Origin of the sequence: Corallococcus sp. AB030, from assembly GCF_003668965.1 — a bacterium.
GTDB classification, from domain to species: Bacteria; Myxococcota; Myxococcia; order Myxococcales; family Myxococcaceae; genus Corallococcus; species Corallococcus exiguus.
The window spans coordinates 1-19,896 of record NZ_RAWQ01000140.1; the positions used below are offsets into that span (position 1 = coordinate 1).

21 protein-coding genes are annotated in these 19,896 nt (G+C 69.4%); 15 read left to right on the plus strand and 6 right to left on the minus strand.

Going from position 1 to position 19,896, the window contains the following annotated elements:
* Positions 1–901 (minus strand): D-alanyl-D-alanine carboxypeptidase (locus D7Y15_RS28445; protein ID WP_233605115.1); only part of this gene is annotated, 901 nt, incomplete at its 3' end.
* Between the two features lie 190 nt (positions 902–1,091).
* Here D7Y15_RS28445 and rdgC point away from each other — a divergent pair.
* Positions 1,092–1,742 (plus strand): recombination-associated protein RdgC, encoded by a 651-nt coding sequence (rdgC, locus tag D7Y15_RS28450; RefSeq protein WP_120578242.1) that lies wholly within the window; start codon positions 1,092–1,094, stop codon positions 1,740–1,742.
* Positions 1,729–2,418: a hypothetical protein gene (locus tag D7Y15_RS28455; RefSeq protein ID WP_120578243.1), complete on the plus strand. Its 690-nt coding sequence runs from the start codon at positions 1,729–1,731 to the stop codon at positions 2,416–2,418. Before rdgC ends, D7Y15_RS28455 begins: the two co-directional genes overlap by 14 nt.
* Positions 2,419–2,557: 139 nt before the next feature.
* On the opposite strand, the gene D7Y15_RS28460 is transcribed toward D7Y15_RS28455, so the two are convergent.
* Positions 2,558–4,171 (minus strand): alkaline phosphatase family protein, encoded by a 1,614-nt coding sequence (locus D7Y15_RS28460; RefSeq protein WP_120578244.1) that lies wholly within the window; start codon positions 4,169–4,171, stop codon positions 2,558–2,560.
* Between the two features lie 93 nt (positions 4,172–4,264).
* Between D7Y15_RS28460 and D7Y15_RS28465 the strand changes: the two genes are divergently transcribed.
* From D7Y15_RS28465 to D7Y15_RS28480, 4 genes are all read left to right on the plus strand, one after another.
* Positions 4,265–4,675 carry a thioesterase family protein gene (locus D7Y15_RS28465; RefSeq protein ID WP_120578245.1) on the plus strand — a complete coding sequence of 137 codons (411 nt, stop codon included), beginning with the start codon at positions 4,265–4,267 and terminating at the stop codon, positions 4,673–4,675.
* Positions 4,676–4,717: 42 nt separating this feature from the next.
* The gene (gene glpX / locus D7Y15_RS28470) at positions 4,718–5,683 is read left to right on the plus strand and encodes a class II fructose-bisphosphatase (RefSeq protein ID WP_121754530.1); all 966 of its coding nucleotides are present in this window, start codon (positions 4,718–4,720) and stop codon (positions 5,681–5,683) included.
* Between the two features lie 48 nt (positions 5,684–5,731).
* Positions 5,732–6,157: a type II toxin-antitoxin system RatA family toxin gene (locus tag D7Y15_RS28475; protein ID WP_120578247.1), complete on the plus strand. Its 426-nt coding sequence runs from the start codon at positions 5,732–5,734 to the stop codon at positions 6,155–6,157.
* A gap of 419 nt (positions 6,158–6,576) precedes the next feature.
* On the plus strand, positions 6,577–6,756 hold the full coding sequence (locus D7Y15_RS28480) for a hypothetical protein (RefSeq protein WP_043321424.1): 180 nt from the start codon (positions 6,577–6,579) through the stop codon (positions 6,754–6,756).
* Between the two features lie 104 nt (positions 6,757–6,860).
* On the opposite strand, the gene D7Y15_RS28485 is transcribed toward D7Y15_RS28480, so the two are convergent.
* Positions 6,861–7,949, minus strand: a complete 1,089-nt coding sequence (locus tag D7Y15_RS28485; RefSeq protein WP_121754531.1) for an ADP-ribosylglycohydrolase family protein — start codon at positions 7,947–7,949, stop codon at positions 6,861–6,863.
* Between the two features lie 80 nt (positions 7,950–8,029).
* On the opposite strand from D7Y15_RS28485, the gene eno reads away from it, so the two are divergent.
* The 3 genes from eno to D7Y15_RS28500 are packed head-to-tail and all read left to right on the plus strand — an operon-like array spanning position 8,030 to position 11,051.
* A complete protein-coding gene (gene eno / locus D7Y15_RS28490; protein ID WP_121754532.1) occupies positions 8,030–9,328 on the plus strand; it encodes a phosphopyruvate hydratase in 1,299 nt (432 codons plus the stop codon).
* Positions 9,329–9,330: 2 nt separating this feature from the next.
* Positions 9,331–10,122 (plus strand): 5'/3'-nucleotidase SurE, encoded by a 792-nt coding sequence (surE, locus tag D7Y15_RS28495; protein WP_120578263.1) that lies wholly within the window; start codon positions 9,331–9,333, stop codon positions 10,120–10,122.
* Between the two features lie 44 nt (positions 10,123–10,166).
* Positions 10,167–11,051: a M23 family metallopeptidase gene (locus D7Y15_RS28500; RefSeq protein ID WP_233605116.1), complete on the plus strand. Its 885-nt coding sequence runs from the start codon at positions 10,167–10,169 to the stop codon at positions 11,049–11,051.
* Here D7Y15_RS28500 and D7Y15_RS28505 read toward each other — a convergent pair.
* Together D7Y15_RS28505 and D7Y15_RS28510 are read right to left on the minus strand one after the other, a co-directional pair.
* Positions 11,048–12,058: a 2-dehydropantoate 2-reductase gene (locus tag D7Y15_RS28505; RefSeq protein ID WP_121754534.1), complete on the minus strand. Its 1,011-nt coding sequence runs from the start codon at positions 12,056–12,058 to the stop codon at positions 11,048–11,050. The genes D7Y15_RS28500 and D7Y15_RS28505 overlap by 4 nt on opposite strands.
* Entirely contained in the window at positions 12,055–13,584 is a 1,530-nt protein-coding gene (locus D7Y15_RS28510) for an acyl--CoA ligase (protein WP_121754541.1), read from the minus strand. The genes D7Y15_RS28505 and D7Y15_RS28510 overlap by 4 nt, the downstream gene beginning before the upstream one ends.
* A gap of 131 nt (positions 13,585–13,715) precedes the next feature.
* On the opposite strand from D7Y15_RS28510, the gene D7Y15_RS28515 reads away from it, so the two are divergent.
* The 6 genes from D7Y15_RS28515 to D7Y15_RS28540 all read left to right on the plus strand — a co-directional run bounded on the left by D7Y15_RS28515 (position 13,716) and on the right by D7Y15_RS28540 (position 18,913).
* Positions 13,716–14,498: an SDR family oxidoreductase gene (locus D7Y15_RS28515; RefSeq protein ID WP_121754535.1), complete on the plus strand. Its 783-nt coding sequence runs from the start codon at positions 13,716–13,718 to the stop codon at positions 14,496–14,498.
* 63 nt (positions 14,499–14,561) lie between these two features.
* A complete protein-coding gene (locus tag D7Y15_RS28520; protein ID WP_233605117.1) occupies positions 14,562–15,593 on the plus strand; it encodes a CsgG/HfaB family protein in 1,032 nt (343 codons plus the stop codon).
* Positions 15,594–15,610: 17 nt separating this feature from the next.
* Positions 15,611–16,753, plus strand: coding sequence for a lipopolysaccharide assembly protein LapB (locus tag D7Y15_RS28525; RefSeq protein ID WP_121754537.1), 1,143 nt, complete (start codon positions 15,611–15,613; stop codon positions 16,751–16,753).
* Between the two features lie 2 nt (positions 16,754–16,755).
* Positions 16,756–18,084 carry an AHH domain-containing protein gene (locus tag D7Y15_RS28530; protein WP_120578254.1) on the plus strand — a complete coding sequence of 443 codons (1,329 nt, stop codon included), beginning with the start codon at positions 16,756–16,758 and terminating at the stop codon, positions 18,082–18,084.
* Positions 18,085–18,098: 14 nt separating this feature from the next.
* Entirely contained in the window at positions 18,099–18,668 is a 570-nt protein-coding gene (locus D7Y15_RS28535) for a DUF1629 domain-containing protein (RefSeq protein ID WP_121754538.1), read from the plus strand.
* A gap of 38 nt (positions 18,669–18,706) precedes the next feature.
* Positions 18,707–18,913 (plus strand): hypothetical protein, encoded by a 207-nt coding sequence (locus D7Y15_RS28540; RefSeq protein WP_148712889.1) that lies wholly within the window; start codon positions 18,707–18,709, stop codon positions 18,911–18,913.
* 125 nt (positions 18,914–19,038) lie between these two features.
* Here D7Y15_RS28540 and lexA read toward each other — a convergent pair whose 3' ends face one another.
* Positions 19,039–19,707, minus strand: coding sequence for a transcriptional repressor LexA (gene lexA / locus D7Y15_RS28545; protein WP_120578257.1), 669 nt, complete (start codon positions 19,705–19,707; stop codon positions 19,039–19,041).
* Between the last annotated feature and the right edge of the window lie 189 nt (positions 19,708–19,896).

Consider the following 19,896-nt stretch of genomic DNA (forward strand, 5'->3'; position numbering starts at 1 on the left):
GGGTGGGGGCTTCAAGGGACAGCGGCAGCCGCGTGATTCCGTGCCGAGCCAGCGCGTCGTCCACGCACGCGGCGAAGAGGGCTTCCGGCGCGTCCACGGACAGCTTCACCGCGGCGGCCTGGGGGCACGGCCCGCCGGTGGGCGAGCGCCACGTGCAGCGCACTCCGCCGCCTCCGCGCACGCAGGCCAGGTTCGCGCGCTCGGCGTTGACGTCCACGTTCACCACCGCGGACAGCGTGGCGAAGGTGGGCGTCCACTGGACAGAAGGGGCGTCCGCGCAGGTGGCACCGGGGGCGCGCGCCAGCGCCAGGTCCACCACGTTCTCGCGGAAGACGAAGGGCGTGGGCGCCGCGCTGTAGGCATAGGCCGCGTCATCCCAGGCCCAGCCCGGGCCCATGCCGCCGTCCATGCCGTCCGTGCCGGAGATGCGCACGTTGCCGCGCCACTGGTGGATGCCGCGCGCCTGGAAGGCCTCCGCCACGCGGTCGCACGCGAGCGCCGTCTCCGGGAAGCGCCACGACCCCAGCGACGGGTCCCCGGACGCCTGCGCCACCACGTCGCCCAGGAACAGGCCTCCCGCCTGCGAGCCCTCCAGGAAGACCGGGGTGGTGAAGCGGAAGTCCGCTCCCAGCGCGGACAGCGCGGCGGAGGTGGACACCACCTTCATCGTGGACGCGGGCAACAGCCGCACGTTCTCGCGGTGGGTGAAGAGGGGCTCGCCGGTGCGTGCGTCCACCACGTACGCGCCCGCGAGCGCGCCGTCCGCCTCCAGGGTCTCCAGCAGGGCCCGGGTGACTCCGGGCAGCGTGTCGCGCGGGGCGCCGTCCGGCGTGGCGGCCGTGTGGGTGCAGGCGGACAGGAAGAGGGCAACGACGCTGGCGGAGAGGAGTGCGCGGCGCATGGCGGCGGCCACCGTATGTCGCGTGCCTGGGAGTGTCATGGATTCCCGCCAGCGGGGTGGGGCGGAGACGTGCACGGTTGGACGGAGCCCGGCCGAACGAATATCGGCGGGGGCTATTCCCGGCCCTTCGCGTCCAGCCACACCGAGTGCCTTGACGCGACGCCACGCGACCCCCATCCTGCCGCGCCCCATGCCTGTCCTACGTGGTGCAGTGACCTTTTCGCGCTTCCGGACCGAGCCGGCCAAGGATGCGCCGTCCGACGTCAAGCGCTGGATGACCAAGGGACTCAAGTCCCATGCGTTCGAGCCCATCGACCGCCGCTCCGAGGAGGAGCGCGCCGCTGGCTTTGTCGAGCTGGAGAACCCGGAGTCCTCCGAGTTCGCCACCGGCAACCTCTACTATGGCGAGTACGCCCTCTTCTCCTTCCGCATCGACACGCTGAAGGTGCCCGCGTCGATGATGAAGTCGGAGCTGGACAAGTGGTCCGCCGCCTTCGGCAAGGAGAACGGCCGGCCGCCCGCGCGCGCGGAGAAGAACAAGCAGCGCGCGGAGTTGAAGCAGCTCTTGCGTCAGCGCGCGGTGCCGCGCACCAGCACGCTGGACGTGACGTGGAACCTGAAGACGCACACGGTGCAGGTCTGGGCCGCGTCGCGAAAGACGGTGGATGAAATCTGCGTGGCGCTGGAAGGCGCCCTGGCGGTGAAGGTGATTGGCATCACGCCCGCGTCCATGGCGCAGCGCGCGGGCATCGACGAGAAGGCCCTGGGCCCCACGGCGGAGCTCATTGGCATGGACCTGCCGGCGACGGCTTCGGTGGAGGACACCCATGGCGAAGCGTGAGCAGGCGAGGGAAGAGGCGGCGTTCGCTCGGGGCGATGTGGGCGTGGATGGTGCCGCCACCGAGGAGGAGAAGGACGAAGCCGAAGTCGAAAAGGGCAAGGCCCGCGAACAGCTGCTGCGCGGCCGGGCCTACCTGGGCCGCGAGTTCATGACGTGGCTGCTGTGGCGCTCGGAGTCGGGCGACCCGCTGGTCGAGCACGCCGGCGCGGGCGTGGTGGTGCTCTACCTGGGCAAGGTGGTGCTGCGCGGCGTGGCGGGCGACGTCACGGAGATGAGCGCCAAGGGCACGCTGGCGCCGTATTCGGAGAACGTGCGCCACTCGCTGGACCGGGGCCTGTTGGTGTCCCAGGCGCGGCTGCGCATCTCGCACGGCGAGCGCGAATACGAAGTCACCCTCGATTCCGAGTTCCTGGACATCCGCGCCGCCAAGCTGCCCGCGCTCATGACGGAGGAAGAGGATGATCAGCTCTCCGAGCGTCTGGAGCTGACCGAGCAGCTCTCCGCCATCGTGGACGCGCTGGTGCAGGACTTCCTGGCCGTGCGTGCCGGCCGCGCCTGGAGCAAGCAGGTGGTGCCCGCGCTGAAGGCGTGGATGAAGGGCGAGGAGAAGGGGAGCGACCTGCTCTCCAAGGCCGCCCGCGCCAAGGGCCGTGACGCCCGCGCCGCCCGGGGCTGAAACATCCGGCTGGGGTCCACCGTTCTCGCGCCGCCGTCCAACGCGTTCAACTCGCGTTGGACGGCGCCGCGTCAGGACTTCCCGACGGTGAAGGTGTGAGTCCGGAGCATTGGACCGGGCTCCTCCAGACAGAGCACCTTCATTTCACCAGCGCCTCCACGCGAGGCTTGCCCTCCGCCGACGCGGGCATCCCCATCTCCAGCAGCGCGGACAGGGTCGGGGCCACGTCCACGGGGTTGATCTCCTCCAGGAACAGCCCCGGCTTCACGCCCTTGCCGGCGAACACCACCGGTACCTGCGTGTCGTACGAATACGGCGTGCCGTGGTTCGTGCCGCGCGGGTAATCGCTGACGACCTGGAACGGCTTCGCCATGAACAGCACGTCGCCGCTGCGCACCGGGTAGTAGCCACGGCGCATCGCCGCCATGAGGCCTCCCTGGTCCGGCGCCGTGTCCAGGTCGTCCTTCGCCACCGCCCATACGGCATAGGGCTGCTTCGCCAGCCACACCGCCGCCGCGCGCCGCACCGCCACCGCGTCCACCTGGCCGGACTCCAGCGCCTTGCCGCCCAGGTACACGTCCAGCTCCAGCAGCTTCACCGTCACGTCCACGCCGAACTTCGCCTTCAGCTCCTGCGCCAGGCCCTTCGCCGCCTCCACCGGGTTGAGCCGCGCCGCCGGCACGCCCGCCTGCGCCCACGCCTCCGGAATCTCCGCGCCGCCGTGGTCCGCCGACAACGCGATGACCAGGTTCGCCTTGCCCCCCGCCGCGCGCTCGGCCGCGGCGATGAGCTCCCCCATCGCCACGTCCAACCGCAGCATCGTGTCCTGCATCTCCCACGAGTACGGCCCGAACGCGTGGAACACCGCGTCCGTCCCGCTGAAGCTCACCGCCAGGATGTCCGGCACGTCGTCCTTGCCCAGGCCCTCGCCCTCCAGCGCCGCCTTCGCCGCCTGCACCAGCAGGTCATGCGAGAACCCCGACACCGCGAACGCCCGGTACGACGCCGGCCCGGGCGCCTGGAGCCCGCCCTTGAGCTCATGCGGGAACACGCGGCCCATGCCGTAGGCCTCCGGCTCCATGGGGCGGTCGTCCTCGCCTACGTACTCGGCGCGCGGACGCAACAGCTCCCACGTCTTGCTGAACGCCGCGTCCGGCATTTTGCGCGCGTTGAACGCCTGCATCCACGCGGGCTCCGCCTTCGCGTACCAGGTGCTCGTCACCATCCGGCCCGTCGACTCGTCGAACCACCAGGCCTGACCCTGGCGCCCGGCCAGCGGAATGGCCGCCCGCGACTTGTAGGACAGCGCCACCACCTTGCCCCGGCCCTGCGTGGACACGCGCAGCCGGTCCGCCAGCGTCTCCGCCATCAGGTTCACCGGGCTGGTGTCCGACCCTGGAGGCGTCTCCCCGTTCAGCACCGGATGCGTCGGGTCCGTGTAGACCTGGACCGCCTGGCCGGCCGCGCGGTCGTAGATGTCGTTGTCCACGATGCCGTGGCGCCAGGGGTTCGCGCCCGTGGCCAGCGTGGCGTGGCCCGGCGCCGTCCGGGCCTCCGCGTAGGCGTACCGGGCGTAGGGGTAGTAGGCGCCCGTGGAGAGCAGCCGGCCCAGGCCCCCTGTCAGGCGCGGACGGTTTCTCAACAGGACGTCGCTGCCCATGGCGTCCACGCTGATGAACAGCGTGAGCTTCGGGGCCTTGGCGGAGGCGGGCAGGGCGAACAGGACGAGGAGGGCGGCAATCAGGCGCGACATGGTGCGGCAGCCTCTCCGGCCGGATGAACAGAAGCAACCAACATGCGCGCCCACCGCTTGGACACGTCACCCCGCCCTGATATGGGCGCCTCAATGGTCGAGGCACGGCTGCGCGTCATCTACGGCGACACGGATCAGATGGGGGTCGTCTACTACGCGAACTACTTCCGCTACTTCGAGTTCGCCCGCAGCGAGTTCTTCCGTGCCCACGGAGGCAGCTACCGCGAACTGGAGAGCACCGGGCTGCTGTTGCCCGTGGTGGAGGCCAGCGCCCATTACAAGGCGTCCGCGCGCTACGACGACATGCTCCTCATCCGCACCACCCTGGGAGAGTTGCGCCGCGCGTCACTCGTGTTCACCTACGAGCTGCTGCGCGACGGTGACTCCCCCACGCTGCTGTGCACCGGCCGCACCCTGCACGCCTGCGTGGGGCGCGACGGCAAACCGCAGCGGCTGCCCGAAGCCATCGCCCGCCTGAAGGCCGCGGACGACTCCGACACCTGACCTTTTTCCCTTCCCGAATTCCCGAACGAGGAGCACCCGACAATGGATCGCAACCTGGCAATGGAGGTCGTGCGCGTCACCGAGATGGCGGCCATCGCCTCCGCCCGCCTCATGGGCCGCGGCAACAAGGACGAGTCCGACCAGGCCGCAGTGGACGCGATGCGCCGCGCCTTCGACGCGCTGAACATCGACGGCACGGTCGTCATCGGCGAGGGCGAGCGCGACGAAGCGCCCATGCTCTACATTGGTGAGCGCGTCGGCGCCCGCACCGCCGGCGCCCCCGAGGTGGACATCGCCCTGGATCCGCTGGAGGGCACCAACCTGTGCGCCTACGGCCGCCCGGGCTCCATCTCCGTCGTGGCCATGTCCAGCCACGGCGGCCTGCTCAACGCGCCCGACACGTACATGGAGAAGATCGCCGTGGGCCCGCGCGCCAGGGGCGCCATCGACCTGACGAAGTCCCCCACGGAGAACCTGCGCGCCATCGCGGAGCGCATGAAGCTCTACGTGGAGGACCTCACGGTCATGATCCTCGACCGCGAGCGCCACGCCGACCTCATCAAGGAAGTCCGCGCCGCGGGCGCGCGCGTGCGCCTCATCGAGGACGGTGACGTCGCGGGCGCCATCGCCACCTGCTTCGAGGGCTCCGGCGTGGACGTGCTCATGGGCATTGGCGGCGCGCCGGAAGGTGTCATCGCCGCGGCCGCCATCCGCGCCACCGGCGGCGACCTGCAGGGGCGGCTGGTGCCTCGCAACCAGGGGGAGATCGACCGCGCCAAGAAGATGGGCATCACCGACATCCACAAGATCTACACCGCGGAGGAGCTGGCTCGCGGTGAGGTGATGTTCGCCGCCACGGGCGTGACGAGCGGCGACTTCCTCAAGGGCGTACGCTTCTTCGGCGGCGGCTGTGAGACGCACTCCGTCGTCATGCGCAGCAAGACGGGCACCGTCCGCTTCATCCAGTCCATCCACAAGTTCGACAAGAAGCCGGGCTACGCGCCGTAAGCTGTCCGGCAGCCTCGCCCGTTCCTCAAGCCTTCCGGAGACACCGTCATGGCCGGCGCCACGCGCACCATCACCATCAACGCCCCCGTCGAGAAGGTCTTCGACATCATCACCAACTACGACCGCTACGCGGAGTTCCTCCCGGAGGTGAAGAAGGTCTCCACCTCCCAGCGCCAGGGGAACACCGTCCAGGTGCACTACGAGGTCGATGTGGTGAAGCGCATCCGCTACACCATCCGCGTCACCGAGGAGCGCCCCAAGCGCATGTCCTGGACCTTCGTCGAGGGTGAGGTGATGAAGGACAACAAGGGCAGCTGGACGCTGGAGCCCGAGGGCGAGGGCAAGACGCGCGCCACCTACAACGTGGAGATGGCCCTGGGCGCCCTCATCCCCAAGGCCATCATCAACACCCTGACGGAAACCCAGCTCCCCAAGATGCTGGAGGCCTTCAAGCGCCGCTCGGAAGCCCCCTGACGGCTTTCGTCGACAGCTTTCGTCACCCCTGACCTCGCGCGTCAGTTTTCCGCCCGCCTGCCTGTCATCCCGTACGGCCCGTGCCGTGCAAGGGAGCAGGAAGGCGGGCGGGCCCTTTCAGGCTGGAGCCGTGCCACGCGAGCGGAGGGGAGCCACCTGAAGTGAGTCGTGTTGCGGCGCGCGGCGGACCCATTAGGATCATGCGAATTTTGAACGTCCACGGACACTTCCCTGACATCGGTGGCACGGTTGCACTGTCCCGGATGTCAGGAGGTGGACGAGCAGCCATGCAGAATCAGGGCGCCATCCCCAGAAAGAAACCGGGGTTCTTAATTTGCATCAAAGAGATGTGGAAGTGGTAAGGGGGCGGGACGGCGGGCGTACATCGGGGTACGTAGGCTGAGGGAGAAACCGAACCCATGCTCGACGCGTTCATCATTGAAGAAATCAAGCGCCGCGAGCGGCTCCGCCGCGAGGATTACGAGCGGCCGGTGGTGGAGCTCCCACTGCCTGCACCCGATGACCGTCCCCACCGGAGGACGGACACCGAGGAAGAGAAGCCGTCACGAGGCGTCGTCGTCATCGACCTTCTCGGCTGATGACCCATCCCACCCGTGGCCCCGGAGCCACGGCGTGTCCCGGAGCCCGCGCCGGGCTGTCCCTCAACGGACAGCCCCCGCGGGCTTCGCACTTGCGGGCTTCCTCACCCTGGAGCCAGCAGCAGCAGGTGCCGGGGGTGGTACACCTCCCACAGCACCGTTCCCTTCTGGAGGGGGTTGTAGGGCTGGAGGGCCAGGAGGACCTTCTGGCGCCATTCCTCCGGCAGCGCTCCTTCACCGTGGAAGGCGCCCACCAGCGCCCCGGTGACGGAGGCGTGGACCTCCGTGTCGCCGCCCCGGTGGACGACGTCCAGGAGCGCCCCTTCCGCGGTGGGGACGTGGAGCAGCTCCCAGAAGGCCAGCCGGAACGCCGCACGCACCGCGTTATTGCCGGGCCGGTGCATGTGCAGCTCCGGGCCGTAGAGCTGCGGGTCGTCCTGGGCCGCCAGGGCCAGGTCCTCGCGCAGGAGCTTCGCGGCGAAGGTCACCTCCTGGACGTAATCTTTCTCCATCTTCCCCAGGGCGGCGGCAGCCAGGGAGATGCCCACCTCCGCGGCGGGCAGCAGGTCGGCGGCCTTCAGGTTCGGGCCGCCCGTCACCGCCTTGGCGATGGCGGCGCACAGCCCCGCGCCGGCCAGCTGGCTGCGCGGGTCGAAGTGGGTGAGGGCGGTGTCCTCCAGCGCCGCCTTCGCCAGGGCGAAGGAGTCCTTCGTCAGGAGCACGCCCAGGGGCACCACGCGCGGCAGGGCGCCCGCGGGGGCCAGCCGCCGGAAGTTCTTCAGCCACACGCGCTTGCCGGCGTCCTTCACCTGGGGCGGGAGGCTGGCGTCACACTCCTGGAACAGCTCCTTCATGGGGTCGCTGACGGAGATGGCGTGCGGCTGCCAGGCCCGGTAGCGCTTGAGGGCGTCCCCCGCGTCGTAACGCTTCATGTCGCGCAGGCTCAAGGCCAGCGCCACCGCGAGCTGGGTGGGCTCCGTCACCTGCCCCTTGCGCAGGTCGTGCGGGCCGCCTCCGTACATGCCCAGGTACGGCCCCTCGGCGAGCTGGGGGAAGGCCGGCGCGTAGAGGGGCTTGCCCGCGACGGGGACGGCCAGGGCGTTGCCGATGGCGAGGCCCAGGAGGGCGCCCCGGGCGCGCTGACCGGGGAGCGGGTCGGGGCCCGTGAGGCGGCGCTTGGGAGGAGGAGGCATTCGGCGGCTGGACACTGTAGCAGGCGGCCTGTGCGAGCGTGCTTGCCCGTTCCGCCCGTGCTTCGTAGAACCGGCGCCCTATGACCGAGATCGCTCAAATCCTGGCGCGTGAAGTGCTCGATTCCCGTGGCAATCCGACCGTGGAGGCCGAAGTGCTGCTCGTGGGCGGCTCGCGTGGCCGCGCGACGGTGCCCTCCGGTGCCTCCACCGGCGAGCACGAGGCGCACGAGCTGCGTGATGGGGACAAGGGCCGCTACCTGGGCAAGGGCGTGCGCAAGGCCGTGGACCACGTGCGCGACACCATCGGGCCGGCGCTCATCGGCATGGACGCCGTGGACCAGGTGGCCGTGGACCAGCGGATGATCGAACTGGACGGCACGTCCACCAAGTCCAAGCTGGGCGCCAACGCCATCCTCGCCGTCTCCATGGCCACCGCGCGCGCCGCGGCGGACGCGCACGGCCTGCCGCTGTACCGCTACGTGGGCGGCCTGCAGGCGCGCACGCTGCCCGTGCCGCTGATGAACATCCTCAACGGCGGCGCGCACGCGGACACCCGCGTGGACGTGCAGGAGTTCATGGTGGTGCCCGCCGGCGCGAAGACGTTCGCGGAGGGCCTGCGCTGGGGTGCGGAGGTGTTCCACGCGCTCAAGAAGATTTTGAAGGGCCGCAAGCTGGCCACGGGCGTGGGCGACGAGGGCGGCTACGCCCCGGACCTGCCGGCCAACGAGGAGGCGCTCAAGCTCATCATGGAGGCCATCGACGCCGCGGGCTTCAAGGCGGGCGAGCAGCTGTTCCTCGCGCTGGACGTGGCCGCGAGCGAGTTCTTCGACAAGGGCTCCAAGAAGTACAAGCTCAAGGGCGAGGGCAAGGAGTACGACTCGCAGGGCCTGCTGGAGTACTACCGGGGCCTGTCCCAGAAGTACCCCATCATCTCCATTGAAGACGGCATGGCGGAGGATGACTGGGAGGGGTGGAAGAAGCTCACCGACGCGCTGGGTGACAAGATGCAGCTCGTGGGCGACGACCTCTTCGTCACCAACGTGGAGCGTCTGGCCAAGGGCATCGAGATGGGCACGACGAACTCCATCCTGGTGAAGGTGAACCAGATTGGTTCGCTGACGGAGACGTTCGACGCCGTGCGCATGGCGCACAAGGCGGGCATGACGTCCATCATGAGCCACCGCTCCGGCGAGTCCGAGGACACCACCATCGCGGACCTGGCGGTGGCGCTGGACTGCGGGCAGATCAAGACGGGCTCGGCGTCGCGCTCCGACCGCGTGGCCAAGTACAACCAGCTCCTGCGCATTGAAGAGGAGCTGGGCGCCGGTGCGCGGTACGCGGGCCGGTCCGCCTTCCGCTCGCTCGCGAAGAAGCAGTGACCGTGAGCACCACGCGCCCCCGCATCCTCGTCTCCAACGACGACGGCTACTTCTCCGAAGGGCTGCAGACGCTCGTGGAGGCGGTGAGCCCCCTGGGCGAGGTGTGGGTGGTGGCGCCTGACCGCGAGCAGAGCGCCGCCTCCCATGCCATCAGCCTGCACCGGCCGCTGCGCATCAAGGAGGTGCGCGAGCGGTGGTTCGCCGTGGACGGCACCCCCACGGATTGCTCGTATCTGGCGGTGAACCACTTGCTGAAGGACAATCGTCCCCAGCTCATGGTCTCCGGCATCAATCACGGCGCGAACCTGGCGGACGACATCATGTACTCCGGGACGGTGGCGGCGGCCATGGAGGCCGCGTTCCTGGGCATCCCGGCCATCGCGTTCAGCCTGGTGACGCGGGGTCCGTTCGACTTCGGGCCGGCGGGCCGCTTCGCGCGGGCGCTGGTGACGGAGGCTCTGTCGAGGCCCCTGCCGCCCCGGATGCTCCTCAACGTGAACATCCCCGGCGGCGTGGAGCCGGACGGCTACGTCATCACGAAGCAGGGGCGGCACTCCTACGGCAGCAACGTCGTGGAGAAGGAGGACCCGCGCGGCCGCAAGTACTACTGGATTGGCGGCACGGAGTACGCGCACGACGACATCCCGGGCAGCGACTGCAACACCGTCATCGACGAGAAGCGTGTGTCGGTGACGCCGCTGCACTTCGAGATGACCGACCACGGTCGCATCCCCGAGCTCTCGGGGTGGAACCTGCAGGGCTTCAAGCGGCACGGTTCGGGCGGCGGTGCCTGAGGTTGGTGCCGGGCGGCTCCAGCCGAGCGGGCAGGGCGCTCTGGGTGTTGCTCGCGGCCGCGCTGTTCAGCGGCTGCGTGGGCACCCAGGCCGCTTCCTCCTCGCAGCTGGACACGACAGGCGCGCTGCCTGCTTCCACGCGTGACGGCAAGCCGTTGGCTTTCGCGCTGAGGCCCACGCACGAGGAGCCGGAGCTGGTGGCGGTGCGCCACCGCGTGGCGGCGGGCGAGACGATGTACCGCATCGCCAAGACGTACGGCATCACGGTGGAGGAGTTGGCGCGGGCCAACGGCATCAAGGATCCGCGTGAGCTGGCGGTGGGAAAGGACCTGCTGATTCCGGGCAGTGAGCCGCCGAAGTACGGCGACCCGGGGCCGCTGTCCGACGAGGAGCCGGAGCTGGTGCTCTCCAAGCCGGGGCAGGCGCCGGTGTCCACGCCGCGCCGCTCGGTGCCGGCGGTGTCGCGCCGCGAGGACCCGCCGCGTGCGCGCGTGGTGTCGGGGCGTCCGGGCGCGCCGTCGCGTCCGAGGCTCGCGACGCAGGGGCTGCTCGACTGGCCGTTGAGGGGCGTGCTGTATGGCCGCTTCGGCAAGAAGGGCAAGGAGCCGCACGACGGCATCGACCTGGCGGCGCCCGCGGGCACGCCCGTCAAGACGGCGCAGGAGGGCACGGTCCTCTACGCGGGCGAGCAGAAGGGCTACGGCCTCATCGTCATCGTGGAGCACGCGGCGCCGCTGATCACGCTCTATGCGCACAACCGCGACCTGCGCGTGAAGACGGGGCAGAAGGTCCGGCGCGGGCAGGTCATCGCCACGGTGGGCGAGTCCGGCCGCACGTCCGGTCCGCACGTCCACTTCGAGGTGCGCGTGGACGGCAAGCCGGCGGATCCGCTGGAGTACCTGGGCGTGATGCCGTCCGCGAACGACTAGGTCGCTTCGGGAGCGGGCGGCGTTGCGCGGGGCGGGTAGCCTCCGGCGTGGCGGGCGCGCTCTCGCACCAGGGCGAGGATGTTCTCGCAGGTGGGCATGGGCTTGCCGGTGAGCTGGCCCAGCTCCACGACAGCGCCCAGCAGCGCGTCGATTTCCATGGGGCGCCCGCGCTCCAGGTCCTGGAGCATGGACGTCTTGTGCGCGCCGACCTGGGCCGCGCCCTGGATGCGCTGGTCCACGTCGATGAGGAAGCGCGTGCCCAGCGTTTCCGCCACCGACTGCGCCTCCAGCATCATCGTGCGGGCCACGGAGCGCAGGTCCGGCTGGCGAGCGAGGACGTCGAGCGTCGCGCCGGTGAGCACGGACAGTGGGTTGAAGGCGAGGTTGCCCCAGAGCTTCACCCAGATTTCGTCGCGAATGCGCGGGCGCACGGGCGACTTGAGCCCGGCCTTCATCATGAGCTGCGACAGGGCCTGCACGCGCGGGCTCTTGCTGCCGTCGGGTTCGCCGAGCGTCACGCGGTCGTTGTACGTGTGCACGATGACGCCGGGAGAGACGACCTCCGCGGCCGGATACACCACGGTGGCGATGACGCGCTCGGGAGGCAGGGTGCGCAGAATCACGCCGCCTGGATCCACGCTCTCGACGCGGCGGCCCGCGTACGGGCCTTCGAGTCCATGGAAATACCAGTAGGGCACACCGTTGATGCCGGTGACGAGCGCCGTCTCCGGGCCCAGCAGCCGGGCGATTTGAGGCGCGGCCGCGGACAGGGCGTGGGCCTTGAGCGTGAGGAAGACGTAGTCCTGCGGGCCTGCGTCGTCGGGCGTGTCCGTGCAATGTGGACGCACGGTGACCGTCTCACCGCCGCTGGTGAGCGTGACGCCGTGGGCGCGCATCGCGTCCAGGTGGGCGCCTCGTGCGATGAAGGTGACGTCCGCGCCGGCCTGGAGCAGCTTGACGCCCAAGAAGCCGCCGATGGCGCCCGCGCCGAAGATGGCGATCCTCATGACGTGAGCCCCAGCCGCTCCGCGAGCCCGATGCGCTGCACCTTGCCGGTGGGGCCCTTGGGCAGCTCCGTGAGGAAGACGATGCGGCGGGGCACCTTGAAGTCCGCCACGCGTGAGGCCACGAAGTCGCGCAGCTCGCGCTCGGTGGGAGTGTGGCCCTCGCGAGGCACGACGGCCGCGGCCACGTCCTCGCCGAGCTTGGGGTGGGGCAGGGCGAACGTCACGGCCTGCTGCACGGCGGGATGATCCAGCAACACGGTGTCCACCTCCAGCGGGCTCACCTTCTCCCCGCCGCGATTGATCAGCTCCTTGAGCCGTCCGGTGAGCCGCAGGTAGCCCTGCGCGTCGAGCGTCCCCTGGTCACCCGTGCGGAACCACCCGTGGGTGAAGGCGCGCGCATTGGCCTCGGGGTTGTTCACGTAGCCAGACATGACGTTGGGTCCCCGGATGACCACTTCGCCCAGCGCACCTGGAGGCAGCAGCGCGCCCGCATCGCCCATGATGGCGACCTCCGGCCCGGCGGCGAGCCCCACCGAGCCCGCGTACCGGGGACGCGACGGCAGCGGGTTGGAGGCCATCTGGTGCGCGGCCTCCGTCATGCCGTAGCTCTCGATGACGGGCACGCCGAAGACGCGCTCCAGTTCCTCCATCACCTGCGGCGGCAGCGACGCGGACGAGGACCGGATGAATCGCAGGCGGTGGTCCTTCAGGCTGTCCACGTTGCGGTGGGCTCGCTCCAGCAGCGCTTGATGCATGGTGGGAACGGCCGTGTACCAGGTGGGGCGGACCTCCTCGAACCAGGAGAAGAAGCGCAGGGCGTTGAACCCGGGAGTGCACACCACGCGGCCACCGGCCCCCAGACTTGAAAGCACCGCAGCCACGAGCCCGTGGATGTGGAACAGCGGCATGATGTTGAGGCACGCATCCGTGGGACCCAGGCCCAAATGCGCGCCGATGTGCCGCGCGGAGGCGCTGAGGTTCGCGTGCGTCAGCGGCACCTGCTTGGGCCTCGCCGTCGTGCCCGACGTGTGCAGCACCAGCGCGCCATCTTCCGCGGTGGGCGGGCCGGGCCGGTGCGCCGTGCCTGATAACGGCTGCACGGCCACGAGCGTGAAGTGCCCCGCGGACCCCTCCTGCGTCGGACGCAGTTCGATGAGCGGGATGTCGCGTTCGCGCGCGACCTCGCGAGCCGGTCCCTCCGCTCCTTCGAGCACGATGAGGGCACGGGCCTTGAGGTCGTCCAGGTAGAACGCCAGTTCGTCGGCGCGATAGGCGGGATTGAGCGGCGCGGTCGTCGCGCCGCTCGCCACGGCGAGGAAGGCCGCCGCCACCTCCGGTCCGTTGGGGAGCACCAGCGCGACACGGTCTCCTTGTCCCAAGCCCCACGCATTCAGTTGCTTACGGACCGTCGCGGAGAGGTCCCGCAGCGCGCCGTACGTCATGCCCTGCCTGCCGGGCGCACCGAGCGCTACGTCCTCCGTCCGTCCACGTGCGAGCAGTGCTTCGAGGGTGTCCATCCGCTCCATGCCGGGCTCCACGTCCTCGGGGTCCTCATCCGAATATGGCCGTGGATCCCCAGGGGCAACCGCTTTGTTCGCGGGCTTGGGGCCTTCTGCTCGCGGAGTGCTGCTATATCGGCCCGCCGGGAGGCATCACCATGTCGCGGAAAGTGGCGCTCATCACCGGCGCGTCGGCGGGGCTCGGAGTGCAGTTCGCGGAACAGTTCGCGAAGGATGGGCACGACGTCATCCTCGTCGCGCGCGGCGTGGCGAAGCTGGAGGAACTGGCCCGCAAGCTGGAGCAGGCGCACGGCGTGAAGGCGCACGTGCTGCCGGCGGACCTGGGACAGCCCTCCGCGCCGGAGCAGCTCTTCGCGCGCGTGCAGGAGCTGGGGCTCGCGGTGGACTTCCTCGTCAACAACGCGGGGTTCGGTTCCTCCGGGCCGTTCCTGGAGCAGGACCTGGGGCGCGAGGCGGAGATGGTGGAGGTCAACTGCGCCGCGCTGCTCAAGCTCACGCACCTGTTCGCGCGGCCCATGCGCGAGCGCAAGCAGGGGCGCATCCTCAACATCGCGTCCACCGCGGGCTTCCAGCCGGGGCCGTACATGGCCACGTACTACGCGACGAAGGCGTTCGTGCTGTCGTTCACGGAGGCGCTCGCGGTCGAGCTGGAGGGCACGGGCGTGACGGCGACCTGCCACTGTCCGGGCGCCACGAAGACGGAGTTCGCCGGGCGCGCCGGCAACGCGGAGTCCCGCCTGTTCAAGCGGCCGGGCGTGGCGGAGGCGCCCGAGGTCGCGGGCCATGCCTACGCGGCGATGATGAAGGGACGGGTGGTCTCCATCCACGGCGTGCTCAACTGGCTGGCGGCCTTCTCGGTGCGGGTCAGCCCCCGCGTCGTGGTGCGTTCCATCGCGGCGAAGCTCAACCAGCAGGAGTGAGCGGGCAGGGAAGCAGCCACGGAAGGCCTGGGCGCGGGCCGGGAGGAGGGTAGAGTGTCGGCCGTGTCCCGCCTCCCCCGGCTCTTCATCGCGTGCTTTGTATCGCTGGCGTCGCCTGTCTTCGCCCAGGAGGGGGCGGCCGTCGCCGAGCCGCTCACGGTGGCGGTCCTGCCCCTGGCGGCCAACGCGGCGGGGAAGGATGCCGCGGAGGGCATCACGTTGCTCCTCTCCGGCCGGCTCGCGGAGTCGCCCCGGCTGCGCGTGCTGTCCCAGCGAGAGCTCCAACAGCGGGTCGGCACTGAGCGCCAGCTGGAGCTGGTGGACAGCGCCCCTTGCGAGAAGGGCGAATGCGTCCAGGAGCTGTCCTCGCTGACGGGGGCGCGCTACGTCCTCACGGGGCGGTTGGATCGCTTCGGGGGGCAGTACCTCCTCGACGCGAGCCTCGTGGACACGCGGGATGGCCGCACCCTCGCTCGGCCACGCACGGAGGCCTCCGAGGACGGTGAGCTCCTGCGCGCGGTCGTCGCCGTGTCCGACGAGCTGCGCGTAGCGCTGGAGTCGCCCGGTGAGGTCGTTCCTGCCCGGCCGCTCCTGGGCGGCGCGGTCGCGTCGTCTCCAGGGGGCGGGCTCACGTTGGGGCTGCGCTTCAACAACAGCTTCATCGACAAGCTGTCGTCGTTGAATCCCGGCCTGGACCTGGAGGCGGGCTACTGGTTCCACCCGGAATGGCAGGGCTTCGTCCAGGTCGGCTTCACCTGGGTGCATGCCGGCGGCGACGAGGAGGGCGAGCTCAACGTGCTGCCCAGCATCGTGGGGGCGCGGCACTATCACCGCCTGGAGAAGGACCTGCGGCCGTACTGGGGCTTCGGCCTGGGCGTGCAGTTGTCGTTCGGCGACTACGGCATCTTCCAGAGCACGGGCCCGCTGCCGTCCGTCGTGGGATTCGTGGGGTTGGAGTACCTGCTGGCGGGCCACGTGGGCTTCCAGTTGGAGCTGGGAACGAACATCGCGCAGGCGGTGCTGGGGCTCGCGGACGACGGCGCGGGCGACGGCCTCAACTTCGATGTCAACGCCGGCATCGCGTATCACTTCTGAGTCTTCCGGAGCCTTTCATGTCCTCGCGTCTGCGTGCCCTGCCGCTCATCGCCCTGCTGGCCTCCGGGGCCTGCACTGAAACGCCGAAGCTCGACCCGAAGGACCAGGCGGAAGGGCTCTACCTCCAGGGCAACTCCGAGTACCTCAAGGGCAACTTCGACGCCGCGCTCAAGTCCTTCGACGAGATGAAGACGTTGACGCCCGCGGATCCACGCCTGCCCGCCGCGAGGGGCGAGGTGCTCCTGTCGATGAGCCGGTTGGAGGAGTCCGAGAAGGAGTTCGAGGTGGCGCTGCGGTTGGATGCGAAGCGCTCCACCAACTGGAGCCGACTGGGGTTCATCCAGGCGCAGCTGGGCAAGAAGAACGAAGCGCGGCAGTCGCTGCAGAAGGCGCTGGCGCTACATCCGAAGGACTTCAACGCGCTGGAGCAGCTGGGCGAGCTGGCCGAGGAGCGCGGCGACCACGACGAGGCGGTGCGCGACTTCACGCAGGCGGCCGAGGCCGCGCCGGACGCGTCGAAGGCCGACCTGCTGGTGCGGGCGGTGGACGTGCTGACGAAGCAGGGGCGGCAGGACGAGGTGCTCGGGCTGTTGCGCAAGGTGACGGGGCAGGGCGTGCGCACGCCGGAGGTGCTGACGGCGCTGGGAGACGCGGAGGTGCGTGCGGGCCGGTTGCCGGAAGCGGCGGCGGCGTACGAAGAGGCCGCGAAGAAGTCGCCGAAGGATCCGACGCTCTGGGAGCTGGTGGCGGAGATCCAGCTCAAGTTGGGCAAGCGCGATGACGCGCTGAAGGCCTACGGCGAGTCCCTGAAGGTGAAGGACCGCGCCATCGTGCACGTGGCGCTCGCGAGAGCGCACCTGGCGACGGATGCCCGAGCGGCGGCGGAAGGGGAGCTGCAGAAGGCCCTGGAGACGGTGTCGGGCGCGGACGTGGGGGAGATGCAGGCGCTGGCGGACCTGCTCACGGTGATGGGGCGCAAGCAGGATGCCCTGCGCATCCTGACGAGCCTGGGCTCGGAGCCGGGGCACGCGAATAACACGGAGCTGCAGTTGTCCACCGCGAGGCTCGCGCGTGACTTGAAGGACACGGCCACCGTGCAGGCCTCGTGCGCCCGAGTGGCCGCGGCTGCGACGGATGGTGGCGTGGTGAAGTGCCCGTAGGAATGCGTCGTGGGGGGCTTTGCCTGCTGTTGCTGGTCCTCCTGACGGGCTGCGCGTCCGGCCGGGTCGTGCGCCTGGACACGGGGCGTGCGGAGCCTGTGCTCGTGACGCCCCAGGTGGAGGAGGAGGCTCCGCTGGAGGATGCGGAGCTGACGAAGGGCGAGTTCAAGAATGCTGTGTCGGAGTTCGCGCGGGAGGTTCGTCCGTTCGCGCATCCGCTGCGAGACGCGCGGACGTTGTTCGGCATGCCTGAACGCAGTGGCGTGTTCGGCTACGAGGCGAGCACGCATCGGATCCGTCCCCTGGGGGAAGCGGAAGCGCGGGAGCTGCACCTGCTGGACGATGCGTCGGCGGAGCTGGCGCGTGCCTACGGGCGGTGGTGCGAGCGCAAGAAGCAAGGGCGGGATTGTCTGTCGTTGCTGGAGGAAGGCCCGCTGCTCGGAAGCGACGGGCGGTATGCGTTGGCCCTGGCGTTGGCGATGGACTCCGTGTGGGAGGAGACGGCGGAGGCGCTGCGGGGCGTGGTGAATCCGCAAGCGGTCCTGGCCACCGTGACGGCCTCCGTCACCGTGTATCTGCTTCTGTGGTCATTGCCCGAGCCCGTGTCGAAGGGCATCTCGGCGCTGATGACCGCGACGGCCATCGCGTACCTGGGCGTGGACACGGTGTGGGGGCTGCTGGACGGGTGGTTGACGCTGGTGAAGCAGGCGGACCGCGCGCTGACGTTCGACGATTTGCGCGAAGCAGGGGAGGGCTACGGAAAGGTGCTGGGGAAGAACGCCGCACGGGTCTTCGTGATGCTGGCCACCGCGGCGGTGGGCAACACGGTGGGACTCGCGGCGAAAACTCCGATGCTCCCGGGCTCAGCGCAGGCAGCGATCGCGGTGGAGGCCCAGGCTGGCTACACCTACGCGGGCATGGGTGGCGTGCGGTCCGTGGCCATGACCGCGGATGGCTTCACCATCGCTTTGGCGCCCAACGCGGTCGCCATGTCGTCGCGGGGCGACAGTCAGAAGCATCACCTCGCGACCATCAGGAACAACGTTTCCACGCAGCGCGGGGGACCGTGGACGCCCCGTTTCCAGCGCATCTTCAAGAAGGCTGGGATGGAACTGAAGGACCCGGAGAACGTTGTCGAAGTCCCGGGACATCGCGGCCCCCATCCTCAGCGGTACCATCAGCGCGTCTACGACCGGCTGGAAGAGGCGACGCGCGGGTGTCGCAGCGTCGAGCAGTGCCGCGAAGCTCTCGTCGGTGAGCTCAGGAAGTTGGCACAAGAGGCCACCACGCATGGCTCAGGCCTCCACAAGCTGCTGATGAGAAGCGAGTGAATCCGGAGCCATCCATGCCACGGCGCTACTATCGCCTACTTGATGACGTCACCCTGCCCGGGAGATGGGAGCTGGGCATTCCCCTGGATGCGGGTGGGCACGAGGTCGAAGACCCCTGGATATTCAGGGAGGGTCGACCCGTTCCTCCGCAACATGAGCTGCTTGTTCCCGTGGAGCATCCAGGAACGACCATCGACTTCTCTCTAGCTGGCTTCAGTACGCCTGTGGTCAGTGGGCGTGTCGCAGCCGTTTTTTCAGAGTTGGCGGAGCAGGACATCCAACTTGTGCCCGTGGCCGTCCAGGGGCGCGAAGCGCCGTACGCCATTCTCGTGGTGACTCGCCTCATTCGCTGCATTGATGACGAAGCGTCCGACGAGGTAATCCGGTGGACGCCTCAAGATGGCCGGCCGGACCGGGTGGGCCAGTATCGCGACGTTGACGGCATGCGCATCGACCCAGCCCAGGTCGGCGATGTGCAGGTATTCCGGACGTGGGGATGGTCCATCGCCCTGATCGTCTCCGAGGACATCAAGCTCGCGCTGGAACGCATCCGCGCCACGGGAATGCGGTTCACCGAAGTCTGATTGTCATGCCGTGACGGAGCGCGCCGAGGATGGACCGCGTGCACATCGCCGAAGGCTTTCCCGTCTGGCGCAATGGTCAGCGGGTCATCATCGAGGACGGTCTGCTGATCCGCATGGATGTCGCGAACTCGGGCCTGTTCTTTCCCAAGAGCATCAGTCCGCCGCTGTTCGTCCTGGGAGACAGCGTGGGGCTGACGCTGCTCAAGATGGCGAACGCCTGCCGAAGTATTCGCGTCAGCTGCTGAGACGACCGCTTGAGAGCGCCGGTCAACGGCACACCGCCTGGTCGCATCGACTGCGGCGCCTGTCCCGTCCGCTGAAGCCTCCCGCCCGGGCTCACGTTGCCCGGGCGGAAGTGCCACGAGCTGCTTTAGGTCCGGCCGCCCTGCAGCTTCCGGTACACGCCCACGACCTGCCCCAAAATCATCGTGGAGCGGAAGTCCGTGCGGTTCACGTAGATGGGCTGCATCGTCGCGTTCGCCGGCTGGAAGCGGATGCGGTCCTGCTCCGGGTAGTAGCGCTTCACCGTGGCCTCGTCCTCGATGAGCGCCACGACAATCTCACCTGGCTGCGCCGACGGCGTCTTCTTCACGAAGAGGTAGTCCCCGTCGTGGATGCCGTCGTCGATCATCGACTGGCCCTTGACCCTCAGCGCGAAGACCTCCCGGCCGTTCACCCCGCCCAGGAGGAAGCTGTCGATCTTGACCGAGTCCTCCATGTGCTCCTGCGCCAGCGCCGGCGCACCCGCCGCCACCTTGCCCAGGAGGGGAATCTCGATCATGCCGGACTCCCGGCTCTTCATCCCCAGGCCCAGGAGCAGCCTCGCCCGCTTGGTGGGCACCAGCGAGCGGCTCTGCTGCTCGCCCCGGGTCAGGTAGCCCTTGCGCTCCAGGGCCTTCAGGTGGTCGTTCACCCCGTTGGTCGACCGGATGTCCATGTGCTCCCCAATCTCCCGGATGGTCGGGGGGAAGCCTCGGACCTCCGACTCCTTCACGATGAAGGTCAGGATTTCGCGCTGGCGCTCCGTGAGCTCTTCCATGGCCGCACTCCTTCGCTCGGTCGCCCGCCTGCTCTGGCGGTGATGGGCAACAGAATTTCAGTGCCCCATGCTCCCTGAACATACGTGTAGAGTCAATCTGTTCAGTACCCCCACCCATACCCGCCGTGCTGCCCCCCGCCCGACCTTCTCGCGGCTTGAGGAGGTGCGTTGATCTCGGCGTACACTTGG